The 23,995-nt window shown below is 30.7% G+C and carries 25 protein-coding genes; 3 read left to right on the forward strand and 22 right to left on the reverse strand.

Annotation, left to right across the window (positions count from 1 at the left end):
• Positions 1 to 109: 109 nt before the first annotated feature.
• Complete coding sequence (glyA, locus tag PTZ02_RS07125; protein WP_274227101.1) at positions 110 to 1,345, reverse strand: serine hydroxymethyltransferase; 1,236 nt, start codon at positions 1,343 to 1,345, stop codon at positions 110 to 112.
• A 142-nt stretch (positions 1,346 to 1,487) separates the two neighbouring features.
• Here glyA and PTZ02_RS07130 point away from each other — a divergent pair, with 142 nt between their 5' ends.
• Entirely contained in the window at positions 1,488 to 2,255 is a 768-nt protein-coding gene (locus PTZ02_RS07130) for a threonine/serine exporter family protein (protein ID WP_274227102.1), read from the forward strand.
• Between the two features lie 2 nt (positions 2,256 to 2,257).
• Complete coding sequence (locus tag PTZ02_RS07135) at positions 2,258 to 2,692, forward strand: threonine/serine exporter family protein (protein WP_274227103.1); 435 nt, start codon at positions 2,258 to 2,260, stop codon at positions 2,690 to 2,692.
• Positions 2,693 to 2,745: 53 nt separating this feature from the next.
• Here PTZ02_RS07135 and PTZ02_RS07140 read toward each other — a convergent pair whose 3' ends face one another.
• From PTZ02_RS07140 to PTZ02_RS07240, 21 genes are all read right to left on the reverse strand, one after another.
• Positions 2,746 to 3,015 (reverse strand): metal-sensitive transcriptional regulator, encoded by a 270-nt coding sequence (locus PTZ02_RS07140; RefSeq protein WP_274227104.1) that lies wholly within the window; start codon positions 3,013 to 3,015, stop codon positions 2,746 to 2,748.
• A gap of 181 nt (positions 3,016 to 3,196) precedes the next feature.
• Positions 3,197 to 4,981 carry an aspartate--tRNA ligase gene (aspS, locus tag PTZ02_RS07145; RefSeq protein ID WP_274227105.1) on the reverse strand — a complete coding sequence of 595 codons (1,785 nt, stop codon included), beginning with the start codon at positions 4,979 to 4,981 and terminating at the stop codon, positions 3,197 to 3,199.
• A 15-nt stretch (positions 4,982 to 4,996) separates the two neighbouring features.
• A complete protein-coding gene (gene hisS / locus PTZ02_RS07150; RefSeq protein WP_274227106.1) occupies positions 4,997 to 6,247 on the reverse strand; it encodes a histidine--tRNA ligase in 1,251 nt (416 codons plus the stop codon).
• A 13-nt stretch (positions 6,248 to 6,260) separates the two neighbouring features.
• The gene (locus tag PTZ02_RS07155; protein WP_274228075.1) at positions 6,261 to 7,688 is read right to left on the reverse strand and encodes a coproporphyrinogen III oxidase; all 1,428 of its coding nucleotides are present in this window, start codon (positions 7,686 to 7,688) and stop codon (positions 6,261 to 6,263) included.
• A 10-nt stretch (positions 7,689 to 7,698) separates the two neighbouring features.
• Positions 7,699 to 8,301 carry an MBL fold metallo-hydrolase gene (locus PTZ02_RS07160; protein WP_274227107.1) on the reverse strand — a complete coding sequence of 201 codons (603 nt, stop codon included), beginning with the start codon at positions 8,299 to 8,301 and terminating at the stop codon, positions 7,699 to 7,701.
• A gap of 10 nt (positions 8,302 to 8,311) precedes the next feature.
• Positions 8,312 to 8,761, reverse strand: coding sequence for a D-aminoacyl-tRNA deacylase (gene dtd / locus PTZ02_RS07165; protein WP_274227108.1), 450 nt, complete (start codon positions 8,759 to 8,761; stop codon positions 8,312 to 8,314).
• 14 nt (positions 8,762 to 8,775) lie between these two features.
• Complete coding sequence (locus tag PTZ02_RS07170; protein ID WP_274227109.1) at positions 8,776 to 10,950, reverse strand: RelA/SpoT family protein; 2,175 nt, start codon at positions 10,948 to 10,950, stop codon at positions 8,776 to 8,778.
• A gap of 106 nt (positions 10,951 to 11,056) precedes the next feature.
• Positions 11,057 to 11,575 (reverse strand): adenine phosphoribosyltransferase, encoded by a 519-nt coding sequence (locus PTZ02_RS07175; RefSeq protein ID WP_274227110.1) that lies wholly within the window; start codon positions 11,573 to 11,575, stop codon positions 11,057 to 11,059.
• Between the two features lie 26 nt (positions 11,576 to 11,601).
• Positions 11,602 to 12,468 carry a DHH family phosphoesterase gene (locus tag PTZ02_RS07180; RefSeq protein WP_274227111.1) on the reverse strand — a complete coding sequence of 289 codons (867 nt, stop codon included), beginning with the start codon at positions 12,466 to 12,468 and terminating at the stop codon, positions 11,602 to 11,604.
• Positions 12,469 to 12,816: 348 nt separating this feature from the next.
• On the reverse strand, positions 12,817 to 13,695 hold the full coding sequence (secF, locus tag PTZ02_RS07185; RefSeq protein WP_274227112.1) for a protein translocase subunit SecF: 879 nt from the start codon (positions 13,693 to 13,695) through the stop codon (positions 12,817 to 12,819).
• A gap of 4 nt (positions 13,696 to 13,699) precedes the next feature.
• A complete protein-coding gene (gene secD / locus PTZ02_RS07190) occupies positions 13,700 to 14,956 on the reverse strand; it encodes a protein translocase subunit SecD (RefSeq protein ID WP_274227113.1) in 1,257 nt (418 codons plus the stop codon).
• Positions 14,957 to 15,047: 91 nt separating this feature from the next.
• Positions 15,048 to 16,412, reverse strand: coding sequence for a thioether cross-link-forming SCIFF peptide maturase (gene scfB, locus PTZ02_RS07195; protein WP_274227114.1), 1,365 nt, complete (start codon positions 16,410 to 16,412; stop codon positions 15,048 to 15,050).
• Between the two features lie 60 nt (positions 16,413 to 16,472).
• Positions 16,473 to 16,610: a six-cysteine ranthipeptide SCIFF gene (gene scfA / locus PTZ02_RS07200; protein WP_202766501.1), complete on the reverse strand. Its 138-nt coding sequence runs from the start codon at positions 16,608 to 16,610 to the stop codon at positions 16,473 to 16,475.
• 70 nt (positions 16,611 to 16,680) lie between these two features.
• Positions 16,681 to 17,046, reverse strand: a complete 366-nt coding sequence (locus PTZ02_RS07205) for a TIGR04086 family membrane protein (RefSeq protein WP_238884973.1) — start codon at positions 17,044 to 17,046, stop codon at positions 16,681 to 16,683.
• 146 nt (positions 17,047 to 17,192) lie between these two features.
• Positions 17,193 to 17,471, reverse strand: coding sequence for a preprotein translocase subunit YajC (gene yajC / locus PTZ02_RS07210; RefSeq protein WP_274227115.1), 279 nt, complete (start codon positions 17,469 to 17,471; stop codon positions 17,193 to 17,195).
• Between the two features lie 15 nt (positions 17,472 to 17,486).
• The gene (gene tgt, locus PTZ02_RS07215; RefSeq protein WP_274227116.1) at positions 17,487 to 18,626 is read right to left on the reverse strand and encodes a tRNA guanosine(34) transglycosylase Tgt; all 1,140 of its coding nucleotides are present in this window, start codon (positions 18,624 to 18,626) and stop codon (positions 17,487 to 17,489) included.
• 20 nt (positions 18,627 to 18,646) lie between these two features.
• Entirely contained in the window at positions 18,647 to 19,672 is a 1,026-nt protein-coding gene (queA, locus tag PTZ02_RS07220; protein ID WP_274227117.1) for a tRNA preQ1(34) S-adenosylmethionine ribosyltransferase-isomerase QueA, read from the reverse strand.
• 17 nt (positions 19,673 to 19,689) lie between these two features.
• On the reverse strand, positions 19,690 to 20,721 hold the full coding sequence (ruvB, locus tag PTZ02_RS07225; protein ID WP_274227118.1) for a Holliday junction branch migration DNA helicase RuvB: 1,032 nt from the start codon (positions 20,719 to 20,721) through the stop codon (positions 19,690 to 19,692).
• Positions 20,722 to 20,731: 10 nt separating this feature from the next.
• A complete protein-coding gene (gene ruvA / locus PTZ02_RS07230; protein WP_274227119.1) occupies positions 20,732 to 21,325 on the reverse strand; it encodes a Holliday junction branch migration protein RuvA in 594 nt (197 codons plus the stop codon).
• Positions 21,326 to 21,449: 124 nt separating this feature from the next.
• A complete protein-coding gene (locus PTZ02_RS07235) occupies positions 21,450 to 22,046 on the reverse strand; it encodes a hypothetical protein (RefSeq protein WP_274227120.1) in 597 nt (198 codons plus the stop codon).
• 61 nt (positions 22,047 to 22,107) lie between these two features.
• A complete protein-coding gene (locus PTZ02_RS07240) occupies positions 22,108 to 22,929 on the reverse strand; it encodes a patatin-like phospholipase family protein (protein WP_274227121.1) in 822 nt (273 codons plus the stop codon).
• Positions 22,930 to 23,232: 303 nt separating this feature from the next.
• Between PTZ02_RS07240 and sufC the strand changes: the two genes are divergently transcribed.
• Complete coding sequence (gene sufC / locus PTZ02_RS07245) at positions 23,233 to 23,985, forward strand: Fe-S cluster assembly ATPase SufC (protein ID WP_274227122.1); 753 nt, start codon at positions 23,233 to 23,235, stop codon at positions 23,983 to 23,985.
• Positions 23,986 to 23,995 lie beyond the last annotated feature (10 nt).

A 23,995-nucleotide genomic window follows, 5' to 3' on the forward strand; every position in this document is an offset into this window, starting at 1 on the left:
GAAAAAGATTTACTTCTAGGCACTGTGAAGATAATTATTCTCATTAGTTATGATATTTTGAGCAAAATAAAAATCACCATAAATTTATATGGTGATTCTAAAATCAATCTTAATTATATAGTGGATGTTTTTCACATAAAGCTCTAACTCTAGCCTTAGCTTCTTTTAAATCCTCATCTTTATTTTCAATAACATAGCTAATTATAGAAGCTATTTCTTTCATATCTTCCTTACCAAAACCTCTTGTTGTTACTGCTGCGGTACCAATTCTTATTCCAGAAGTTACAAAAGGACTTCTTGTTTCATTTGGTACTGTATTTTTATTAACAGTAATTCCTACTGTATCTAGCAATTTTTCAGCTTCCTTACCAGTAATGTCTTTATTATTTAAATCTAATAATATTAGATGATTATCAGTTCCATTTGATACTATCTTAAATCCATTTTTAACAAGTTCTTCAGATAAAACAGCGCAATTTTCTACAACATTTTTTCCGTATTCTTTAAAAGATGGATCTAATGCTTCCTTTAAACAAACTGCCTTAGCAGCAATAATATGCATTAAAGGGCCTCCTTGCATACCAGGGAAAATACTTTTATCAAGATCCTTAGCATATTTTTCTTTGCAAAGAATAAGTCCTCCTCTAGGTCCTCTTAGTGTTTTATGTGTTGTAGTTGTAACAAAGTCTGCATATGGAACTGGACTTGGATGTACTCCAGCTGCAACTAATCCAGCAATATGAGCCATATCAACCATAAATAAAGCTCCAACTTCGTCAGCAATTTCCTTAAATCTCTTAAAATCTATTATTCTTGAATAAGCTGATGCACCTGCAACTATAAGTTTAGGCTTATGTTCTAATGCCAACCTTCTTACTTCATCATAATTAATAGTTTCAGTTTCTTTATCAACTCCATATGATACAAAATTAAATAATTTTCCTGAAAAGTTAACTGGTGAACCATGAGTTAAATGCCCACCATGGCTTAAATTCATTCCTAATACTGTATCTCCTGGATTCAAAATTGTGAAATAAACTGCCATATTTGCTTGTGAACCTGAATGAGGTTGAACATTTGCATGCTCTGCTCCAAAAAGTTCTTTAGCTCTTTCTATGGCTAAAGATTCAACTTCATCAACAACATGACATCCACCATAATATCTTTTTGCTGGATATCCTTCTGCGTATTTATTAGTCAAATATGATCCCATAGCTTCCATTACAGCTTTAGAAGTGAAATTCTCAGAAGCAATAAGTTCAATTCCATATTGTTGCCTGTCTAACTCCTTATTAATAAGGTCTAGGATATCACTATCCATTTCTTTTAAATTTGTAAAGTTCATATTAACACCCCAATTTCTTAAAATTTACGTTACATATTTTATTTTATCATACGAAAACATAAAAATAAATTAATAGTTGAAGTTAAAGGGTTATATGCTATAATTTCATATGAAAAGAAATGTTTAACGGAGATATAAATTTATGGATAGTAATAAAATATTACATGTGGCCACATATGCTGGTAGAATAATTTTAGAAAATGGCGGCGAAACCTATAGAGTCGAAGAAACCATAAATAGAATATGTCAAGCTTTTGGTATGGAGGACGCTGACAGTTTTGTAACACCAACAGGAATAATGGCGTCTGCTTTTCACACAGAAAGAGGTACATTTTCACTTGTGAGAAGAGTTAGATCTAGAACTGTTAACCTTCAAAAAGTTCATGAAGTAAACGACTTATCAAGAAATATTCTTGTAAAAAACATGACCGTACTAGAAGTTTTAGACGAACTAAAGAGAATAGATAAATCTAAAAGATATGATGATAAAACAACTATATTCTTTTCAGCTTTAGGTGCTGGAGCATTCTCTATGCTTTTTGGAGGAAATATAAAAGATTTTGTAGCTGCTTTTATTATAGGTATTGTAATAAAATATTTTTCAATTGTGAGTAGCTCTCTTTCAATTAATGATTTTTTCACAAACAGCATATCTGGAGCTATAACAGCCATTATGGCTTTAATTTTCATAAAATTTAATATTGCATCTAATTTAGATATGACAATAATTGGAGCCATTATGCTTCTTGTGCCCGGTCTTGCTATTACAAATGCAATTCGTGATACTATTGCAGGAGATTTTGTTTCTGGGTTAACAAGGGCTGCTGAAGCCTTTCTTGTTGCTATAGCAATAGCTGTAGGTTCCGGAATTGTATTAAGCTTTTGGTTTAAGTTTTATGGAGGTATATAATTATGATTAAAGAAATTGTAGTATCTATAATTGCAACTTTCGGCTTTGGAATTATATTTAATATAAAAGGTAAGAATCTTGTTTTCGCTTCTTTAGGCGGCGGATTAGGTTGGCTGGTTTATAAATTATCTTTAACTCATTCAAATTCCGGTACTTTGGCTTTATTTATATCTTCTATTATTTTCTCTGCATATTCAGAAATATTAGCAAGAATATTAAAAAGTCCAGTAACTACCTTCATAATTTGTGCATTAATTCCTCTAGTTCCTGGTGGAGGAATGTATTATACAATGTATGAAATAGTCCAAGGGAATATTGATAAGTCTCTTGAGCTAGGACTTAATACTTTAGCTTCTGCAGGTACTTTAGCATTAGGTATTATTTTTGTTTCTTCAATAACTAGGATTATAATATCACCCAAACCGAGAAAAACTTAAATAGAAGTAAAAAAGTGGGTGTCTCAAAACAAATCTTGAGACACCCACTTTTATTATTTCATGAAGGAATTAAGTGTTTTAATTAAATTCTCTAATCCTTCTTCCCCTTCACTATCTGGTTCTATTCCTATGCAGTTTCTTGCATAATCTTCTAATATTAATCCGCCAACTTTATTTATTGCTGCTCTAATAGCAGATATCTGAACCAACACATCCGAGCAACATACATTTTTATCTATCATTCCTTGTATACCCTTAACTTGGCCTTCTATTCTTTTAAGCCTAGTAAGAATATCTTTTTTTAACTTTTCTTCTTTTTCCATATTTTCATCTCCTTATACCTATAAGGGGTATTTTTAATAATTATAACCTATTATTAATTTACTATTCAAGAAAAAATCGTCAAAGCGATTATGAGCCTTAAAAAATTATAAATTCCTAAAGAGTGAAATAACCTAATCCATACTTATAATAAAAACATGGATTAGGCTATATACCACTTAATTATTTATCTTCTTTATTTATTGAAATTCCTAGTTCCACAAGTTGTTTTTCATCTGTTACATTAGGAGCTTCAGTCATCGGACAGTATGCATTTTGGTTCTTAGGGAATGCAATAACATCTTTAATATTATCAGTACCAGCTAGGAACATGATCATTCTATCAAATCCAAATGCCAATCCACCATGTGGAGGTGGTCCAAACTTAAAGGCTTCTAATAAGAATCCAAATCTTTCCCATGCACTTTCTTGAGTAAATCCTAAAACTCCAAACATTCTTTCTTGAAGCTTAGTATCATGTATTCTTATAGAACCTCCACCTAGCTCTTCACCATTAAGTACTAAGTCATATGCTTTAGCTCTAACTCTTCCTGGATCAGACTCTAGATATTCTAAATCCTCATCCATTGGACAAGTAAATGGGTGATGAGCTGCAAAATATCTTCCTTCTTCTTCATCGTACTCTAAAAGCGGGAATTCTGTAATCCAGCAGAAATTGAATTCATTTTTATCCTTTATTAGGTCATATTTTTTAGCTAATTCTAATCTTAATTGGCCTAATGACTGGAATACTACAGAATTTTTATCAGCAACTATTAGTATCATATCACCAGTTTCAGCTGACATCACATCTATGATATTTTTTAATTCATCTTCTTTTAAGAATTTAGATATTGGAGATTTTATTTCTTCTTCCTTTAATTGAATCCATGCAAGACCTTTAGCCTTAAATGTCTTAACAAATTCACCTAATCTATCTATATCCTTTCTTCCCATGTTTGCACCATTTTTAAGGCATATTGCCCTAACTGATCCGCCACTCACTAAAGCATCTTGGAAAACTTTAAATTCTGCATTTTTCACAGTTTCAGATAAATCTCTTATTTCCATATCAAATCTTAAGTCTGGTTTATCGGAACCGTATTTCTCCATTGCTTCTTTATATGGCATTCTTCTTATTGGAAGCTTAACATCAATATTTCCAACTTCCTTAAATACATGTTTTATTAACCCTTCGTTAAGTTCCATAACATCATCTTGTTCAACGAAACTCATTTCTAAGTCTATTTGAGTAAATTCTGGTTGTCTGTTTGCTCTTAAGTCTTCGTCTCTAAAACATTTCACTATTTGGAAGTACTTATCAAATCCAGAAACCATTAAAAGCTGCTTAAATAATTGTGGTGATTGTGGCAATGCATAAAACATACCTGGATAATTTCTTGAAGGAACTAAATAGTCTCTTGCTCCTTCTGGTGTGCTTTTTGTAAGCATTGGAGTTTCGATTTCTAAAAACTCATTGTTTACAAGATAATCTCTAACTGATTTCGCTGTTTTACTTCTAATCATAAGTATTTTTTGCATATCGCTTCTTCTTAAGTCTAAATATCTATACTTAAGTCTAATATTTTCAGCAGCATCTAAATTATCTTTAATATATATAGGAGGAGTTTCTGATTCAGAAAGAATTTTTATTTCTTCTCCCTTTAATTCAACCATCCCAGTTGCCATTGCACTATTTGGAGCTTCTCTTCTTATGATTTCACCTTTTATTGCTATACAATATTCAGGTCTAACTTTATTAGCTTTTTCAAATGCTTCTTTATTTATAACTTCTCCAAATACTACCTGTAAAATTCCAGTTCTATCTCTAAGATCTACAAACTCAAGTCCCCCTAAGTTTCTATTTCTTTGAACCCATCCCATTACAGTTACTTTTTGTCCTATGTGCTCTTCTCTTAACTCTCCGCACATTATGGTTCTTTTCCATGAATTTAAGGCTTCACCCATTTTTCTTCCTCCTAATTACTTAACTAAACTTACTATATCTTCTAATGAATCTAAATTTATATCAAATGTTTCTCCATCAGACATCCTTTTAATTTTTCCTGTACCATTTGCAATTTCATCTTCACCTAATATTAAAGTAAAAGCTGCTCCTATTTTATTTGCATACTTCATTTGAGCCTTTACACTTTTCTTCATATGATCACAATCACTCTTAATTCCAAATTTTCTTAGCTTGTAAGTAAGCGCAAAAGCTTTAACTCTAGCTAAATCTCCCATTGAACCAATATATAAATCAATTGTATTTGGTTCTGGAATCTCTATTCCTTCTTCCTCAAGAGTAAGTAATAATCTTTCTAGTCCTAATCCAAATCCAACTGCTGGTGTCTCTGGCCCACCTATTTCTGATATCAGACCATCATATCTTCCACCACCACATACAGTTATATCTTTATTTATTATTTCAAAAACTGTTCTTGTGTAGTAATCTAGTCCTCTAACTATTTTAGGATCTATTTCAAAATTAATATCCATAGCATTTAAATAAGTTTTTACTTCCTCAAAGTGGTTGCTACAGTCTTCACAAATATAATCTAAAATAACTGGTGCATTTTTAGTAATCTCTTTACAACTTTTTTCTTTACAATCAAGTATCCTCATTGGATTTTTTTCAAATCTACCTTTACAAGTATCACAAAGATTATCATAATTTTCTTTTAAGAAATCCATTAATGCTTTGTTATATTTTGCTCTACAATCTGGGCAACCTAAACTATTTATATTTAGAGTTAATCCCTCTATTCCAAATTCATCTAATGCTCTCATTGCTAGAGAAATAACTTCTGCATCAATGGAAGCTTCCTTTGAGCCAAATATTTCAATACCGTATTGGTGAAATTGTCTAAGTCTTCCCTTTTGCATTTTTTCATATCTAAAACATGGAGTAAAATAATATAACTTAGTAGGTTGAGCATCATTAAATAATGAATTTTCAATAAATGCTCTTACAGAAGGAGCTGTACCTTCAGGCTTTAAAGTTATACTTCTTTCACCTTTATCTAAGAATGTATACATTTCCTTTTGAACAACATCTGTAGTTTCTCCAACTCCTCTTTTAAAAAGTTCTGTGTGCTCAAATATAGGAGTTCTAATTTCCCTTATTCCATATTCTTTTGAAAGCTCTCTAAACTTATTTTCTACATAATGCCACTTATATGCATCCTTAGGAAGCATATCTTTTGTCCCTTTCGGAGCTTGTATTTTATCCATTAACCTTCCTCCCTTATTCATACAAAGTATTTAGTAGATCTATTTTCCCTTGTATCATTTCATCAATTCTATTTACATATTCTTTAACATCTTTGACGTTACCGAATCTTTCAATCCTATTTTCATTATGAAAAACTACTTTTGATACAGCATCAGCACCAATTGCTATTATAGTTTCTGTATCTTCTATCATTAGCATATTATATATGCATTCCTTATTATTTAAGGAGTATCCTACATTCTCCATGTTACCAACCATATTCTTTTGTCTATACATATAATAAGGTTCCATCTTTAACTCAATTGCTAATTCTCTAGTTTTTTCATACATTTTATTTAGCTCATTTTGAGTAGGTCTATATAGCTTTTTCCCGAGTATAAGCTCTTCATGTAACCTAGAAGCTCTTTTAATTGACATTCCATGAACAGTTAAGGATTCTGGTTTTAATTTAAGTATATCTATAAATGTGTTATTTACTTCTTCAATACCTTCACCAGGAAGTCCTACTATTATATCCATATTTATATTATCAAAGCCCAAACTTCTCGCCAAGTTAAACTTATTAATAACCTGTTCCTTTGTATGTCCTCTACCTATATTCTTAAGTGTTACATTATTCATTGATTGAGGATTTATACTAATTCTATCGACTCTATACTTTTTCATAGTCCCAAGTTTTTCTTCCGTTATTGAATCAGGTCTTCCGCATTCCACAGTAAATTCAATTGGGTTAAAAGGTTCGATTAACCTATTATAAATTTCAGCCATTAATCCTTCAAATTCTTCATTATCAACTGCCGTAGGCGTCCCACCGCCAAAATAGACCGTATTAACTTCTAGTTTCTTATTTGAAATATATTGACTCATAGCATCAATTTCTTTTTTAATTGCTGTAATATATGGTTCCACTTGTTTTTTTGCTCCAGCTATCGGATTAGAAGCAAAAGAACAATATAAGCATCTAGTTGGACAAAAAGCCATTCCAATATAAATACTTATTTTTTCCTTTTTAACATCTACAAATCCTTTTTCTCTCTCTGCAATTTCTATGCATAGATCACTTTTTTCCTCAGATGTAAGATATTTATCTTTAAAATATCTACGTATTTCTGCTTTAGATTTCCCTTCATTCAATAAAGAAAGTGCTATTTTGCTTGGTCTTATTCCTATTAAAGTTCCCCAAGGATAATAATCCTTAGTTAATTCGCTTAATAATTTAAATAACTCTCTTTTAACTGAATCTTTTCTATCTTCTTCTAAAGCAACCTCTCTACATATTTGATCATACTCAATTACAAGTTTTGATTCTTCACTTGTAATCTTATAATCAAAGTCATCCGCTCTATTTATTTTAATATCCTCTAACGGGAAAAATATATTAAACATTTGATATACGTCATATCTTAGATTTTCATCTGATAGTGTTATATTTAGTGTCATTTTCTCTCCTTTATCTAGCAAAAGGGTTTCCTCTTTTTTCAGTCATAATAGAAGTCTTTGGGCCGTGTCCTGGGTAAACAATAGTATTATCATTAAGTATAAATAGTTTTGTTCTAATGCTATCTACTAATGTATCCATATCCCCACCTTCAAAATCTGATCTTCCTACACTTAGGTAAAATAAGGTATCTCCTGCAAAAAGATGTTCACCATCTAAAAGAAAACACATTCCTCCTGCGCTATGTCCAGGTGTATGTATACACTTAATTTTATGTCCTGAAAAATCTATTTCTTCTCCATCTTTTAGATATCTTTCTGCTTCTGGTATTTTACCAAATACGTAGGATGATCCTTGCATATAAACTTTTTCATCCTCATTAATAAAATGAGGAACTTTAAACGTACTTTTTAGTTCAGAAACAGCACCTACGTGGTCAAAGTGACCATGGGTTAATAATATAAACTTTAATTTAGCTCCAAGTTTATTAATTATATCAGCTAAATAATCACCCTGATCCCCTGGATCCACTACAAAAGCTTCCTTTGTTTTTTCATCCATAACTATATAACAATTTTCTTGTATATCGCCTACTGGGATAGTTTTAATTATCATAAACTTCCTCCTAAAAATCCTTTTTACTTTCTAATAGCAGAGTTACAGGGCCATCATTAATTATTTCAACTTCCATATCTGCTCCAAATTCTCCAGTTTCAACTCTTATTCCCTCTTCTTTAAAGGCCTCAACAACTTTTTCATAAATGCCAATAGCTTCTTCTCCACCAAGTGCATTTATAAAGCTTGGTCTCCTACCTTTTCTACAATCTCCGTATAAGGTAAATTGTGATATTATAAGTATTTCTCCATTAACATCTTTTAAAGAAAGATTCATTTTATCATCGCTATCTGAAAATACTCTTAAGTTAATAACCTTATCTCTAATGTATTTAATATCTTCGTCAGTATCACCTTTTGTAATACCAATTAATACATTTAAGCCTGCACCTATTTCTCCAATTGTTCTTCCATCAACCTTAACACTACTTCTTTTTACTCTTTGCACTACAGCTCTCATTCACTAAACATCCTTTAATTATTCATTCTATATACGTCTAAAACACCTTTTAGTTTTCTAATTTTCCTCATTAACTCTTTTAGTTGATCTATACTGTCTATACTTACCTTAATATTAACCAAGGATAGATTTCCTTTTAAAGATTTAGCATTCACAGCATTTACTTTTATTTTAGATTCACTTAGAATTATCATTACCTCTGCTAAAATTCCCATTCTATCTTCAGCTTCAACCTGAATTTCTGCAGTATATGATTTACCTTTTGATGTTCCCCAACTTACATCCACTATTCTAGTTTCTTCACTATCCTTTAATTCAAGAACATTAGAACAGTCTTTTCTATGAACAGAAACACCCCTACCTTTTGTTACATATCCAATGATATCATCTCCAGGAACTGGATTACAGCATCTTGCAAATCTTATCATAAGATTGCTTAATCCTTTAACTGTAACACCATAAGCCTTATCATTTTCATGAACTTTTTCAGTTCTATTTGCATTATCCTCAATATTTTTATTGATATTTTCTAAAATAACTTTTTCATCATGTTCTTCTTCCTTTAATCGCGCAAATACTACGGAAGCTGACATAATTCCATTACCTACTGCTGCATATATATCCTCTTGTGAATGTAAATTATATCTCCTAAGTAATTTTTCAAATAACTCACCTTTTGCAAGTTCAGAAAATACTAAAGATTGCTTTTTAGCTTCTCTTTCAATTAATTCTTTTCCTTTTAGAACATTATCGTCTCTTTGAGCTCTTTTAAACCATTGTTTTATTTTACTCTTAGCTTGATTACTTTTTACCATACCAAGCCAATCTATATTAGGCCCTTTTGGAGCAGAACTGGTCATGATTTCAACTATTTGTCCCGTTTTCAAATTGTAGTCAAGTGGTACCATTTTTCCATTAACTTTTGCTCCAACACATCTGTTTCCAACATCCGTATGTATCTTATAAGCAAAATCAATTGGAGTTGCATTTGCAGGTAAATTAATAACTACTCCTTTAGGGGTAAAAACAAAGATTTCATCTGAAAACAAATCTATTTTAAAGCCTTCCATAAATTCTTGAGCATCTGAGGTCTCTTTTCCCCACTCAAGCATATCTCTAAGCCAAGACAATTTTTGTTCAAAACTATCACCTTTTGACGCTTCTCCTTCTTTATACTTCCAATGCGCGGCTATACCATATTCTGCAGTTTTATGCATCTCAAATGTTCTAATTTGTATCTCGAAAGTCTTTCCTAAGTGCCCTATAACAGTTGTATGCAATGATTGATACATATTAGGTTTTGGCATAGCTATGTAGTCTTTGAATCTTCCTGGTATTGGTTTATAAATCGTATGTACTATTCCTAGTGCTGCATAACAGTCTTTTACTGAATTAACTAAGATTCTTATAGCAGTTAAGTCAAATATTTGTTCTATATTCTTATTCTTATTAACCATCTTTCTATAGATACTGTAAAAATGTTTAGGTCTTCCATCAATATCAGAATCAATTCCTGAACTAGAAAGCTTCCCCTCAATTTCATCCATTATTTGAGAAATATAAGCTTCCCTTTCCTTTCTTTTTTCTGCAATTTGATTTACTAAGTCATAATACTCTTGTTGATGTAAATATCTAAAAGAAAGATCTTCAAGTTCCCACTTTATCTTAGAAATACCTAATCTATGTGCAAGCGGTGCATAAATATCTAAAGTTTCTTTAGCCTTTTCTTTTTGTTTTTCCTCAGGCATAAATTTAAGCGTTCTCATATTATGAAGCCTATCAGCAAGCTTAATTATTATAACTCTAATATCATTTGCCATCGCTAGTAGCATTTTTCTCACATTGTCAGCTTGTTGTTCTTCTTTTGATTTATATTTAATTTTACCAAGCTTAGTAACGCCCTCAACTAGATCAGCAACTTCCTTATTAAACATTCTCTCTAAATCTGAATAATTATATTCGGTATCTTCAATAACATCATGAAGTAATCCTGCTACTATTGTATTAGTATCCATGCCTAACTCAGCTAGAATAGAAGCCACATCTAATGGATGAATAATATATGGTTCACCAGATTCTCTTTTTTGCTTAGAATGGGCTTCTGATGCAAGATTATACGCTTTTTTAACTAGTTCTAGATCTATATTATTGCAATTTAAACTTATTTTCTCCATTAAATCCGTTAGCATTTGGATTACTCTCCTCTAAAAATTAGAATTAAATTTAAAGGCTGGTATATATACCAGCCATATTTATCTATAATTATATAATATTGAATTTTGTTTTTCAAGAAAATTAGACATCATATTTTAAAAGGCTTTGAATATCATATCCTTTTAATTTATCTCTACCTCTTAATTCTTCTAATTCTATTAAAAAGTTTAAAGTAACAACTTCTCCACCAGCTTGTTCTACTAACTTAGCAACTGCTGCAATTGTACCTCCAGTAGCTAGTAAATCATCAACAATAGCTACTCTTTGACCTGGCTTAATTGAGTCCTTATGAATCTCTAATGCATCTTTTCCATACTCTAGATCATATTCTACCTTTACAGTATCCCATGGAAGTTTTCCAGGCTTTCTAACTGGTATAAATCCAATTCCTAACGCATACGCAACTGGCACTCCAAAAATAAAACCTCTTGCCTCTGGTCCTACAATTAAATCTATTTTTTTATCTTTTAAATAATCTACTATTTCATTGATAGCATATTTAAAACTTTCTCCATCTTCAATTAGAGTAGTTATATCCTTAAAACTAATTCCTTCCTTAGGAAAATTATCGATTATCCTTACCTTTTCTTTTAAATCCATTATTAAATTCCCCCTATGAGATTTTCTTATATAAAAATATTTGTTTTTTTTCTTTCAAAATTTAAGTATTTAACAATTTGTTCTGCTCTATCCATATCAGACGTTGTAAGTAGTTCAACAATTATTTTTGCTGTATCCATCACACTAACTGAATTATTAATTGGTGTAAGTAAATTAATTATGCCATCTATATCCTCATCCATAATGGACTCAATTTTAAGATACTTAAATATGGCTCTAAGTCCATAGTTATTTGTTTCTCTTAAATAATTAAACCCTTCACTCAAGAATACTTTGTTCTCACCTTGCTTTTCACATTTCTTAAATACACTACCTAGAAAAATCAAATCCAAATATCTATTAATACTATTCATATTATAATATATTCCAATAGCTTGCATCAATTTAAATGTTAATGCTGAATTTGACAAATTTTTGTATCTGTATGAACATCCTGTTTGATTAGGATTTATATAAATTGTATTATGTATACCATTAGATTTAGAATTTTCCATTATTATAGTTTCTATTCCTAATGCCTTGCTAAGTTCAACTTCTCTATTGCCTTTAAATCTACAACCTACAGTAATAAGAAGATCAGCTCCCAAAAAGTGAATTCTATTTTTGATATCCGCTTCTTGAATCAAATGATTTGTATGTGAATAATCTTCTATGATATACTCTACGTCTGCATTTAAATATTTCAATAAAAGAATTAGTGAAGATAATGCACATATACCGTCAACGTCGCATAAACCATATACAAGTATCTTTTTACGTGAATTTATTGCATCAACCACTCTTTCAATGGCTCTATTCATATTTTTAATTATAAAAGGATTATAACCAGATATATAGTTTGGGCGGTATATCTTCTCCCACTGCTTGCTCATTTTAAAATTCCTCCGTATTCATAGAAAACAACTATATTATAAATTATATTACGAGTTTTTACAAATATTTTTATAAAATTTAAAGATACCCCTAAATAATATGGGTAAACAAAGTATTAATTGTAACTTCTCTCTATATATTATTCGTAATATTTGTCAAAAAATAAATAAGGATGGATAAAAAGTACTTTGAATGCATATTTTAGTAGATAGCATCAAAATACATTTCACCACCCTAGCTAAATATTATAAGAGTAATCCATCTTTCTAATTCTTATAATATAATTACATTTAACTATAAATAAACTTTAATTATAAAATACTCATGGAATTTTACACTCTAAAATTTTATTTTGAAGTTCTGTTTTTTAGCATTACCCAAACTGGGCTAGCAATAAATATTGAAGAATATGCTCCACATGCCATACCTACTACTAGTGGGAATGCAAATTCTCTAACAGATGGTACAAACACATTAACTGCAGTAGTAGTTAATAATGTAGTTAATGTAGTATTAAGCGATCTTGTGAATGTTTGTGTTAAACTATGATCTGCAATTTCAATTGGAGTATTTCTTCTCATACTCTTTTGATTTTCTCTGATTCTATCAAATATTACTATTGTATCATTTATAGAGTATCCTATAATTGTTAGAATAGCTGCAATAAATGGCGAATTTACAGGAATATTAAAAATTGCATATATTGATAAAGTTATTAAAATATCATGAAATAAAGCTATTATGGCCGCTAATCCAAATTTAAATTCAAATCTAATTGCTATATAAATTAGCATCGCAATAACTGCAACTGCTAATGCTTTTATAGCACTACTTGTAAGTTCATTTCCAATTGAAGGTCCTATTTCATCATGCGAAACAAGCGCATCTTGTTTTAAAGAATACTTTTCTGATAACTCTTTAAACATGTCAGAAACTTTAGTTGAGTCTAAACTCTTAGATTTTATCTCTATTTGAACTTCGTTAGTTGAGCCATCTACAGTTTCAGAAACTGTATTTGTAACAGCATCTTCAGCATATTTTTTAACTATTGTATCTACATCACCTTTATTGAAATCCTTAGGCATTTTAATATCTACTTGTGTACCACCTTTAAAGTCTAACCCAAGGTTAAGTCCACCTCTATATATCATGAATCCTGCACCAATTAGCATTATTATTAATGATATTGTAAACCAAATTTTAGTTTTTTCTATTATCTTAAGCATACTACTACTCCCCCCTCTTAACTCTGAAGCACCATAGTTTACTTAGAAGCCCCATATTTGCCGCAAGGTTAACTAGCGCTCTTGTTACAAATATAGCTGTAAACATAGATACTAAAATACCGATTAATAGTGTAGTAGCAAAGCCTTTTACAGCTCCTGAACCTAAGAAGTATAGTACTAGTGCTGCTATTGATGTTGTTATGTTTGAGTCAATTATTGATGACATAGCATGTTTGAAACCTTCATTGATTGAACTCTTTATAGATTTACCTTTTTTAAGCTCTTCTCTTATTCTTTCAAATATAAGTACATTAGCATCAACTGCCATACCTACCGTTAACAAGAAACCTGCTATACCCGGCAAGGTTAAGGTCGCATTAAGCCCCGCAAAACATGTCAAAACTAATGATGCATATAATACCAATGCTATACATGCTAAGAACCCTGGAACTCTATAATATAAAACCATTAGTAGAAATACTAATGCAAATCCAATAAAAGCAGCCTTTATTGCATTAGGTAGTGCTGTGGCCCCTAATTGTGCCCCAACAGTCTTAACTGATGCTACTTTAACTGGAACTGGAAGTGCTCCAGCATTTATAATACCTGCTGTTTTTTTAGCTTCTTCAAAGCTTTTATTACCAGTAATTTGTGCTTCCCCATTAGAAATAACACTTTGAACTGTTGGACTTGTTAATAATTGATCATCCATATAAATAGATATTTGTTGACCTAAGTATTTTTGTGTTGCATCGGCAAACTTCTGTTTACCTTCCTCATTAAGTTCTAGCCCAATTACAGGTTGATTTGCATTTTGTTGATCTGTATATACTGTAGCTTTTTTCACATCTTTACCTGTAAGGATTACGTCTTTTGATTGGTTTGGAGCTATAAATTTTAATTCTCCTGTTTTATTTAAACTATCAACTATTGTCTTAGAATCATACTGACCTGGAATATCTATTCTGATTCTCTTTTCCCCTTCAGTTGTAACAACTGTTTCAGATACTCCAACCTTATTAACTCTTAAGGATAACATCTCTTTTGTCTTATCTCTGTCATCAGCAGAAACCTTATCTTCTTGCATTTCCATTAATACGGAAACTCCGCCTTGCAAATCTAAGCCTTTAGTTATAGCCTTATCAAAACTTTTATATTCCCAACCAAAAATTTTCGCACCAAAAAATCCTATATAGGTAAATAAAAATATAAAACCAACAAGCAATATAAATAATATTGTATTTCTACCTTTTGTTTTCATTTTTCTCCCCCTCAGTTTTTTTCATAATACCGTCGTATTATACATAATATAATTATATTTCTATAGAGAGCTTCATGTCAATAAATCCCATTTAAACTTTTGAAGTCATTGCTTTTAATGCTATAGCACATTCAATTCTCTTCTTTTGCATCTCACAACCAATTTCATAAGGAACATGTATATCTCCATTGAAATTAAAGTTATTTGCTTGACAACCTCCGCTGCAATAGAATCTAGCCCAGCAATTTTTACATACAGGTTTTCTATATATATTTGCTTTTTTAAATTCTGATGCTAGTTTAGTGTCTAAATCCCCATCTTCTATATTTCCTAGTAAGAAATCTTTATTTCCTACAAATTGATGACAAGGATAAACTTCTCCATCAGGAGTAATTGCTACATATTCAAATCCTGCACCACATCCAGAGATTCTCTTGTATACGCATGGTCCGCCATTTAAATCTATATTAAAGTGATAGAATTTAAATGAATCTCCTTCATTGTGTCTTCTAAGCATCTCTTTATATAAAAGGTCATATTGTTCAAATATCTTAGATAAGTCTTCTCTTCTTAATGAAAGTAAATTATCATCAGGTAAAACTACTGGCTCAACGGAAATTTCTCTAAAACCTTCATTTACAAGTGACATAACGTCATTAAAGAAATCAGTATTATTTCTAGTAAAGGTACCCCTTACATAATATTGTTTTGACTTATCTCTTCTATCTACCATTTCTTTTATCTTTGGTAATATTCTTGAATAACTTCCAGATCCATCTTTCCTTATTCTTACCGCATCATTTACTTCTTCTCTACCATCAATTGATAATATTATGTTCCCCATATTTTTATCCAAATATTCCATAATTTCATCATTTAATAAAGTAGCGTTTGTAGTCATAGTGAATCTGATATTTTTATTAAATATTTTTTCTTGTTCTCTAGCATAATCTACAATTTCTTTTATTGTATCAAATACCATCAGCGGCTCTCCGCCAAATAAATCTACTTCTATATTTTTTCTTGGTCCAGATTTCTTAATAACAAAGTCAATTGCCTTCTTACCAATTTCAGGACTCATAGGTTTTCTATGCCCTTTATATTCACCTTCTTCAGCAAAGCAATATTTACATTTTAAGTTACAATCATGAACTACATTTAAACATAGAGCTTTTATATAGTCATCTTGATCATCTTTTAAAGCAATATCTTCATAGTAATCCTTAGTATAAAGAAGCTCTTCTTTAACTAATTCTTCCAAGTCCTCATATGCCTCTCTTATTTCTTCTTCTGAATATGTCCCCTGGAACTTTGCTATAACCTCTTCTACTGGGGCTAATTTATCTACATCAATTAACAAATCGTAAATCAGCTTGTCTATAATATGAAGACTACCTGAATTAACATCTATTAAATAATATTCGCCATCTTGAGTAAATTTATGAATCAAACTCAATTTTTTTCCTCCTTACTGAAATATGGCAGTAACTAAGTTACTGCCACCTACTTTGTTTTATTAGTTTTCACAAGCTAAGTTAGCAACTGTACAAGAAGTCTTACATGCTGATTGGCATGAATTTGCACATTCCTTACAGCCTGGTTTGCATAAGCTATTCTTTAAGTTTGAACTATTAATTGTTTTAATATGTTTCACGTCGTACGCCTCCATTCCGATACAATTACTAGTTGATTATAACACATTTTAATTGCATTATAAAGAATTTTTATATATTTATTCCAAGCATGCCAGATAATATACCTATTGCCATGGCAAAAAATAGTCTATATACGTCAAAAGATACAAATTCTACTTTTCCTTTAGCTATCGCTGATACAATCCCTATAAAAACATAATATAGTATTGCAACAAAAAGTCCCACTAGCCATCCTTTTGACTGATTTTTTCTAGCTCCGTATACTCCGCCAAAGACTATACTTACACATGTTATTATTATGTAAGTAACATATAAATTTTTTTGAGATAAATCCAAGAAGTTCATAGTCAAAGCAAGCACCATAAGTAGAAATATGGTTAATAACAATGCTCTAATAAGTCCCCTGCCTGAATTCTTTACAACCTCTAAATTCATTACCACACCCCCTTCTATTTAGGGTTTAGTTCAACATAAATACTTTAATTCTTAAAAACGACTTCTCATGTTTTCAAAAAATTTATTTTTGTCTCGCATTTAAACCCTTATTCATTATAAATATATGAACATAGGGGGCATAGTTATTACATTTCAGTTTCTTGATTTATTCTTGTTGATATTCCCTGTTTTGCTATTGTTATCTTAATTGCATCTGGCTCTATCTCTAAAATTAAGGTTTCTTCATCTAATTGAGTTATGTTTCCTATTATTCCACCTCTAGTCATAACTTTATCACCTATTTTAAGTGAATCTAACATTTCATTATAACTTTTTCTTCTTTTTCTTTCTGGTAATAGTAAGAATCCATAAAATGCAACGCAAATTATAACTAATGTTAGTATTTGCATTAAACCACCTGGCATATTATCTCTCCTTTCCTAAGCTCTTCCGCCCCATTTTTCTAACTTTTCCTTTTTAAACTCTGCAAAGTAATCTCCATCAATAGCTGCTCTTATATCTTCCATTAGTTTATTATAAAAATATAAATTATGTAGAACACATAATCTCATTGCTAGCATTTCCTTTGCCTTAAATAAGTGTCTAATATATGCTCTTGTATAGTTCTTACAAGTTGGACATTCACAGCCTTCATCTATTGGTTTTTCATCTAATTCAAATTTAGCATTCATTAAGTTAATCTTACCGTATTCAGTAAACACATGGCCATGTCTTCCATTTCTTGCTGGTAATACACAATCAAAAAAGTCTACTCCTCTTTCAACTGCTTCTAAGATGTTACTTGGAAGTCCAACTCCCATTAAATATATTGGTTTATCTTCAGGAAGATGTGGCACGACTGCGTCTATGATTCTATACATCTCTTCATGAGTTTCTCCAACAGCAAGACCACCGATTGCATAACCATCTAAATCCATTTTACTGATAGTTTTTGCATGTTCTATTCTAATATCATCATAAACTCCCCCTTGATTTATACCGAAAAGCATTTGTTCCTTATTTATAGTATCATCAAGTGAGTTAAGTCTATCCATTTCAGCTTTACATCTTTCAAGCCATCTAGTAGTACGTTCTACAGATTTCTCAACATATTCTCTTGGTGCTGGATTTTCAACACATTCATCAAATGCCATAGCTATTGTAGATGCTAAATTACTTTGTATCTGCATACTTTCTTCAGGACCCATAAATATTTTTCTTCCATCTAAGTGAGAGTTAAAATAAACACCTTCTTCTTTTATTTTTCTCATAGATGCTAATGAAAAAACTTGAAATCCGCCTGAGTCTGTTAATATTGGTCTATCCCAGTTCATGAACTTATGTAAACCACCCAATTGTTTAACCACTTTATCACTTGGTCTTAAATGCAAATGGTATGTATTAGATAACTCTACTTGACATCCAATTTCCTTTAAGTCCATTGAAGAAACTGCCCCTTTAATTGCAGCTAATGTACCTACATTCATAAAAACAGGAGTCTCAATAACTCCATGTGGAGTCTCAAATCTACCTCTTCTTGCTTTTCCATCTTTCTTAATTAAAGTATATCTTTTAACCACAAACTTTTCTCCCTTCAAAATTATATAATAAGCATTGCGTCTCCAAAGGAAAAGAATCTATATTTTTCTTTTACTGCTTCCTTATATGCATTTAGAACCTTTTCTTGCCCTGCAAGAGCTGAAACCAACATAATTAGTGTTGATTCTGGCAAGTGGAAATTAGTAATTAATGCATCAACAACTTTATACTTATATCCTGGATATATAAATATATTAGTCCAGCCTGAAGCTTCCTTTACCATGCCATTTTCATCCCCGATAGTCTCTAGAGTTCTTGTAGATGTTGTTCCAACTGCAATAACCTTATTTCCTCTTTTTTTTGTTTCATTTATTATATCTGCAGTTTCTTTTGAAATCATATAAAATTCCGAATGCATATCGTGTTCTTCAATATTTTCAACTTTTACTGGTCTAAAAGTTCCGAGCCCAACATGGAGTGTTAAATAAACTATATTTACACCATTACTTTTAATTTTGTCTAAAAGCTCTTGTGTAAAATGTAGCCCTGCAGTTGGAGCTGCAGCAGAACCTTTTTCTTTTGAATAAACTGTTTGATATCTTTCTTTATCTTGAAGTGTTTCATGTATATATGGTGGTAATGGCATCTGCCCAAGTTCATCTAAAACATTTTCGAATAATCCTTCATAATAGAACTTAACGATTCTGTTACCATTATCCAAAACTTCTTGAATCTCTCCAATTAATTTACCTTCACCAAAAGAAAATCTAGCTTTTGGTTTTGCTTTCTTACCTGGTTTTGACAAGCATTCCCACAGATCATCCCCAACTCTCTTAAGTAGTAGGAGCTCTATTTTACCACCAGTCTCTTCTTTTTCACCTATTAATCTAGCTGGAATAACTCTTGTATTGTTTAGAACCAATGTATCACCTGGCTCAAAATACTCGATAACATCATAAAAATGCTTATGATTTAAATCATTACTATTTTTACCTAAAACCATAAGTCTTGAACTTGTTCTATCTTCAAGAGGATGTTGAGCAATCAACTCCTCAGGTAGATCAAATTTAAAATCTTCTACTTTCATCTAAAACTACACCTTCTCTAGTCAAAAAATTTTGTTTGATTGTCCATTGTATTATCAATCTTTTTTCTTCCTAAATGTTTATAACTTTTATCTGTTGCCATTCTACCTCTAGGAGTTCTAATTATAAATCCTCTTTGTAATAGATATGGTTCATAAACATCCTCAATTGTACCTAATTCTTCCCCAACAAAATAAGATAGAGTTTCAATTCCAACTGGCCCTCCATTAAAGTTATCTATTATAGCTTCTAAAATCTTGTTGTCCACTCTATCAAAGCCCTCTCCGTCAACTTCTAAAAGTTCTAGAGCTTCCTTTGCATCTTGAAGATTAATTATGTTATGTTCCTTAACTTCAGAAAAATCTCTTACTCTTTTCAGTAATCTATTTGCAATTCTAGGTGTTCCTCTTGAACGTCTAGCTATCTCAAATGCAGCATCATAATCTATATTACATCCAAGAATATCAGCACTTCTAATTACAATCTCCTTTAGTTCCTCATTGGTATAATACTCCATTGCCGCTAAAACTCCAAATCTATCTCTTAATGGAGCTGAAAGCATACCAATTCTCGTTGTGGCACCTAACAATGTAAATTTAGGCAAATCAAGCCTTATTGACTTTGCTGCTGCCCCCTTACCTATTACAATATCCAAAGCATAATCTTCCATTGCAGGATAAAGTATCTCTTCAACGCTTCTATTCAATCTATGTATTTCATCAATAAATAAAACATCATACTCATTTAAAGACGTTAGTATTGCTGCTAAATCACCTGCTCTTTCAATTGCTGGACCTGAAGTTATCTTTAATTCCCCACCCATTTCTTTAGCAATTATATTAGCAAGAGTTGTTTTACCTAGCCCTGGTGGACCATATAAAAGAACGTGGTCTAAAGACTCCCTTCTTTTTTTAGCAGCCTTTATGAAAATATTCATTTTTTCCTTTACTTTTTCTTGTCCTATATATTCACTAATCCTCTGGGGTCTCAAACTATACTCTGATTGAACATCCTCTTCAATTTTAGATGTAGTAATAATCCTATCCTCCATAGTAATCCCCCTATCTCATTAGATTTCTTAAACAATCTTTAATAATATTTTCAATTGTTTGTTCCTTATTTACTAAAGAAATTGCTCCTTTTGCTTCTTTTTCACTATACCCTAAAGCAACTAATGCTGTAAGCGCTTCATTAATATTATTAGCATAATCATCATTTATTGATATATCTGCTTCTTTTTCAATTAACTCGTCTGATTTCAACTTATCCTTAAGTTCCAATATAATTCTTTGTGCCGTTTTCTTCCCAATTCCAGGTGCTCTAACAATATGCTTCTCATCCTCTGTCATAATAGCATATTTCAAATTATTAACCGAGCTGATTGAAAGTAGTGATAATGCAGCTTTAGCACCTACACCATTTATTGTCAGTAAAATATTAAACATTTCTAATTCTTCTCTAGTTATAAAGCCATATAACCCAATAAAATCTTCTCTAACAATTTGTTGAATATATATTAATACCTCATCCTCAATTTTAGGAAGTTTCGCAATTGTTGTTCCTGAAGTATATATCTTATAACCTATTCCACCATTATCAATAATTATGTATTCTTTATTAAAACCTTTATAAATTCCTTTTATGTATTCATACATTATAATCACCTCAATATAAACCTAAATTATACTTTAGCATTTATTATGAGGTTTTTCAATTATGAAATTCCTTTATTAATAAAAATAGGAAAACCGTATTAATGGTTTTCCTTTTATATTTATTCTATGAAATAAACTCACTTAATTTTTCTTCAGCTTCATCTTTTGTACTAAAAGAAAATACAAAGCTTGTAATCTTATTCTTATCTAGCTCATTTAATTGAGAGACTTTTTTGTAATCTCTAAACACATCTTGTTTTTCATCTTCAATGGTAGGATTTCCATTTGCATCAGCCTTGTAAATGGCAAAATATCCATCCTTTTCTCCTAGATAATACTTGTTAGGTGTAAGCTTTGAATCACTTATCTTATTAAACACCATTTGTTCATCTTTTTCTGTTTCTAGTGTATAATTATCCTTCTTAAGATCTTGAAGTAATGCTTCTCTATTCAAGTCACCTTCTATATTATTTTTACTCTTGTATTCTTTTAATGAAAGTGATTCTTTAACTTTATCTTTATCCTTTAATATGATTTCAACATCATCACCTAAAATATTATTTCTAGCATCTGCAAGTTTTTTATTATCAATCTTTTCTTTTTCTGCTGCATTTGTAATTTCTATATATTTTGAAGCAATAGTATAACTAATAACAAAAACTCCTATTAAAAATATAATTGCTGTTACCACTAATGGAATAATTTTTTTCTTATTAAACATAATCTCACCTCTATAAGTGATTATGTCCATATTTTTCTAAATTATTCAGGAGACTTAACAATTATAGAATTTTTTTACAATCCTCATAGCCTAACTTATATAAGCTAACTAGCTTTTCTCTATTCTTTGTCATTCTCTCTACTTGAAGTTTTTCACTTGGCCTTATAACTATGGCTTTACCTTCTTTTTCAAGTTTCTCTATTAATTCTAATTGCCTGTTATATACTTCACTTCTACCCTCTAAAGCTTTTAATAGATTAGGATATCTTCTATATTTTTGCCTAACAAATAAAGATACCTTTGAACTTGGCTTTCTATATCCTGCATTTCTTGTTAATACAACAACAAACTTATCATAACCATCTTTAATTGCCTTCTCAATTGGAAGTGGATCTGCTAATGCACCATCTAAATATAGTCTATCCTCATAATGGACTATTGGTGAAATTATTGGAAGTGACGAAGAAGCTCTTACAATCAAATTTGGGTCATTTGCTTCATTTTTTTCATAATAGTTTGCTTCTCCTGTTTCAACGTCAGTAACCCCAATATAAAATGTAGCTTCGTTTTCTCTAAAAGATTTATAATCAAATATTTCTAATTCATTTGGAAGTACATCATATATAAAGTTCATTCCAAAAAGTGAACCTTCTTTTAAGTAATTTCTTAAACTTAAATATCTTTTATCCCTGATGTAATCTGCAAAAATCCTTTTGTTTCTACCTTTCTGCCCAGAAATATAAGAAAAAGCATAGCTAGCACCGGCAGATACTCCAATAACATATGGAAATCTTATCTCTTTTTCTAAAAAATATTCTAGAACACCAGCTGTATATACTCCTCTCATACCTCCGCCTTCTAAAATTAATGCATGATCTTTCATTACTATTCCTCCTACTAAATACTGCGTCTATATATAATATACCAAATTTTTACGTACTAATCTCTTAAAATTATGTAAACTTAGATTTTTACAATAAAACTGATATCGAGTTTTAAGTTCAACTATTAACTTATTCATGCCTGAAAATGTCCAGAAGTGGCCATTTTCAAACAAGTATAAGTTAAGTTTCCTATAAAAAACCCTATAGCTCCACTTCAACTATTAATATCTTGACTTAGAAAGTTATGGGTGATAATATAAAATTAAATCAGAGTAAATTAATCGGAATTAAGAGGTGTTTTTATGAAAGAAAACTTAATAACAATAAATTCTTTAAGTACAAAAGTTCAAGATAGAGAAATTTTAAAGTCTCTTAATCTTTCAATAAATAAAGGAGAAGTCCATGTAATAATGGGACCTAATGGTGCTGGAAAATCAACCTTAGCCTATACCATTATGGGACACCCAAAATATGAAGTGTCCGAGGGATCCATTGTTTTTGAAGGTGAAAATATAACTGAATTAAAGGTTAATGAAAGAGCAAAAAGAGGTATATTTTTATCTTTTCAAAGCCCAGAAGCTGTTCCCGGGATAACTGTTGAAAACTTCATTAGAACTGCAAAAGGTTCAATTGAAGATAAGAATATAAGCCCATTTTCATTTAACTTTAAGCTAAGAAATAAAATGAATTCTCTAAAAATCCCTGAATCATATAGTGAAAGATATTTAAATGTTGGATTCTCTGGTGGAGAGAAGAAGAAAAATGAAATACTTCAAATGCTATTACTTGAACCAAAGCTTGCAATACTTGATGAAACTGATTCTGGCTTAGATGTTGATGCAGTTAAAATTGTTTCTGAAGGTGTTTCAATGTTTAAGAATGAAAATAACTCAATTTTAATAATTACACATAATACTAAGATTTTAGAACACTTAAAGCCTGATTTTGTCCATGTTTTAATAGATGGTAATATTGTTAAAACAGGTGGAGAAGAACTTATAACTGAAATTAATGAAAATGGCTTTAGTAGTTTTAAGACTCTTATAGAAAAGTAAGGTGAGAAAT

Source organism: Clostridium sp. 'White wine YQ', from assembly GCF_028728205.1.
Classification (GTDB): domain Bacteria; phylum Bacillota; class Clostridia; order Clostridiales; family Clostridiaceae; genus Clostridium_T.

Bases quoted from the DNA above. Each gene is read 5' to 3' on its own strand.
- secD (WP_274227113.1), bottom strand. From the start codon at position 14,956: ATGAAAACAAAAGGTAGAAATACAATATTATTTATATTGCTTGTTGGT.
- aspS (WP_274227105.1), bottom strand. From the start codon at position 4,981: ATGGGTGAAGCCTTAAATTCATGGAAAAGAACCATAATGTGCGGAGAG.
- PTZ02_RS07135 (WP_274227103.1), top strand. From the start codon at position 2,258: ATGATTAAAGAAATTGTAGTATCTATAATTGCAACTTTCGGCTTTGGA.
- PTZ02_RS07175 (WP_274227110.1), bottom strand. From the start codon at position 11,575: ATGGATTTAAAAGAAAAGGTAAGGATAATCGATAATTTTCCTAAGGAA.
- glyA (WP_274227101.1), bottom strand. From the start codon at position 1,345: ATGAACTTTACAAATTTAAAAGAAATGGATAGTGATATCCTAGACCTT.
- PTZ02_RS07130 (WP_274227102.1), top strand. From the start codon at position 1,488: ATGGATAGTAATAAAATATTACATGTGGCCACATATGCTGGTAGAATA.
- sufC (WP_274227122.1), top strand. From the start codon at position 23,233: ATGAAAGAAAACTTAATAACAATAAATTCTTTAAGTACAAAAGTTCAA.
- PTZ02_RS07140 (WP_274227104.1), bottom strand. From the start codon at position 3,015: ATGGAAAAAGAAGAAAAGTTAAAAAAAGATATTCTTACTAGGCTTAAA.
- dtd (WP_274227108.1), bottom strand. From the start codon at position 8,761: ATGAGAGCTGTAGTGCAAAGAGTAAAAAGAAGTAGTGTTAAGGTTGAT.
- ruvA (WP_274227119.1), bottom strand. From the start codon at position 21,325: ATGTATGAATACATAAAAGGAATTTATAAAGGTTTTAATAAAGAATAC.
- secF (WP_274227112.1), bottom strand. From the start codon at position 13,695: ATGCTTAAGATAATAGAAAAAACTAAAATTTGGTTTACAATATCATTA.
- PTZ02_RS07170 (WP_274227109.1), bottom strand. From the start codon at position 10,950: ATGCTAACGGATTTAATGGAGAAAATAAGTTTAAATTGCAATAATATA.
- hisS (WP_274227106.1), bottom strand. From the start codon at position 6,247: ATGGATAAAATACAAGCTCCGAAAGGGACAAAAGATATGCTTCCTAAG.
- PTZ02_RS07205 (WP_238884973.1), bottom strand. From the start codon at position 17,046: ATGAATTTAGAGGTTGTAAAGAATTCAGGCAGGGGACTTATTAGAGCA.
- PTZ02_RS07235 (WP_274227120.1), bottom strand. From the start codon at position 22,046: ATGTTTAATAAGAAAAAAATTATTCCATTAGTGGTAACAGCAATTATA.
- queA (WP_274227117.1), bottom strand. From the start codon at position 19,672: ATGAAAGTAGAAGATTTTAAATTTGATCTACCTGAGGAGTTGATTGCT.
- PTZ02_RS07155 (WP_274228075.1), bottom strand. From the start codon at position 7,688: ATGACACTAAATATAACACTATCAGATGAAAATCTAAGATATGACGTA.
- PTZ02_RS07240 (WP_274227121.1), bottom strand. From the start codon at position 22,929: ATGAAAGATCATGCATTAATTTTAGAAGGCGGAGGTATGAGAGGAGTA.
- PTZ02_RS07160 (WP_274227107.1), bottom strand. From the start codon at position 8,301: ATGATAATTAAAACTATCCCAGTAGGCGATATACAAGAAAATTGTTAT.
- PTZ02_RS07180 (WP_274227111.1), bottom strand. From the start codon at position 12,468: ATGAGCAAGCAGTGGGAGAAGATATACCGCCCAAACTATATATCTGGT.
- ruvB (WP_274227118.1), bottom strand. From the start codon at position 20,721: ATGGAGGATAGGATTATTACTACATCTAAAATTGAAGAGGATGTTCAA.
- yajC (WP_274227115.1), bottom strand. From the start codon at position 17,471: ATGCCAGGTGGTTTAATGCAAATACTAACATTAGTTATAATTTGCGTT.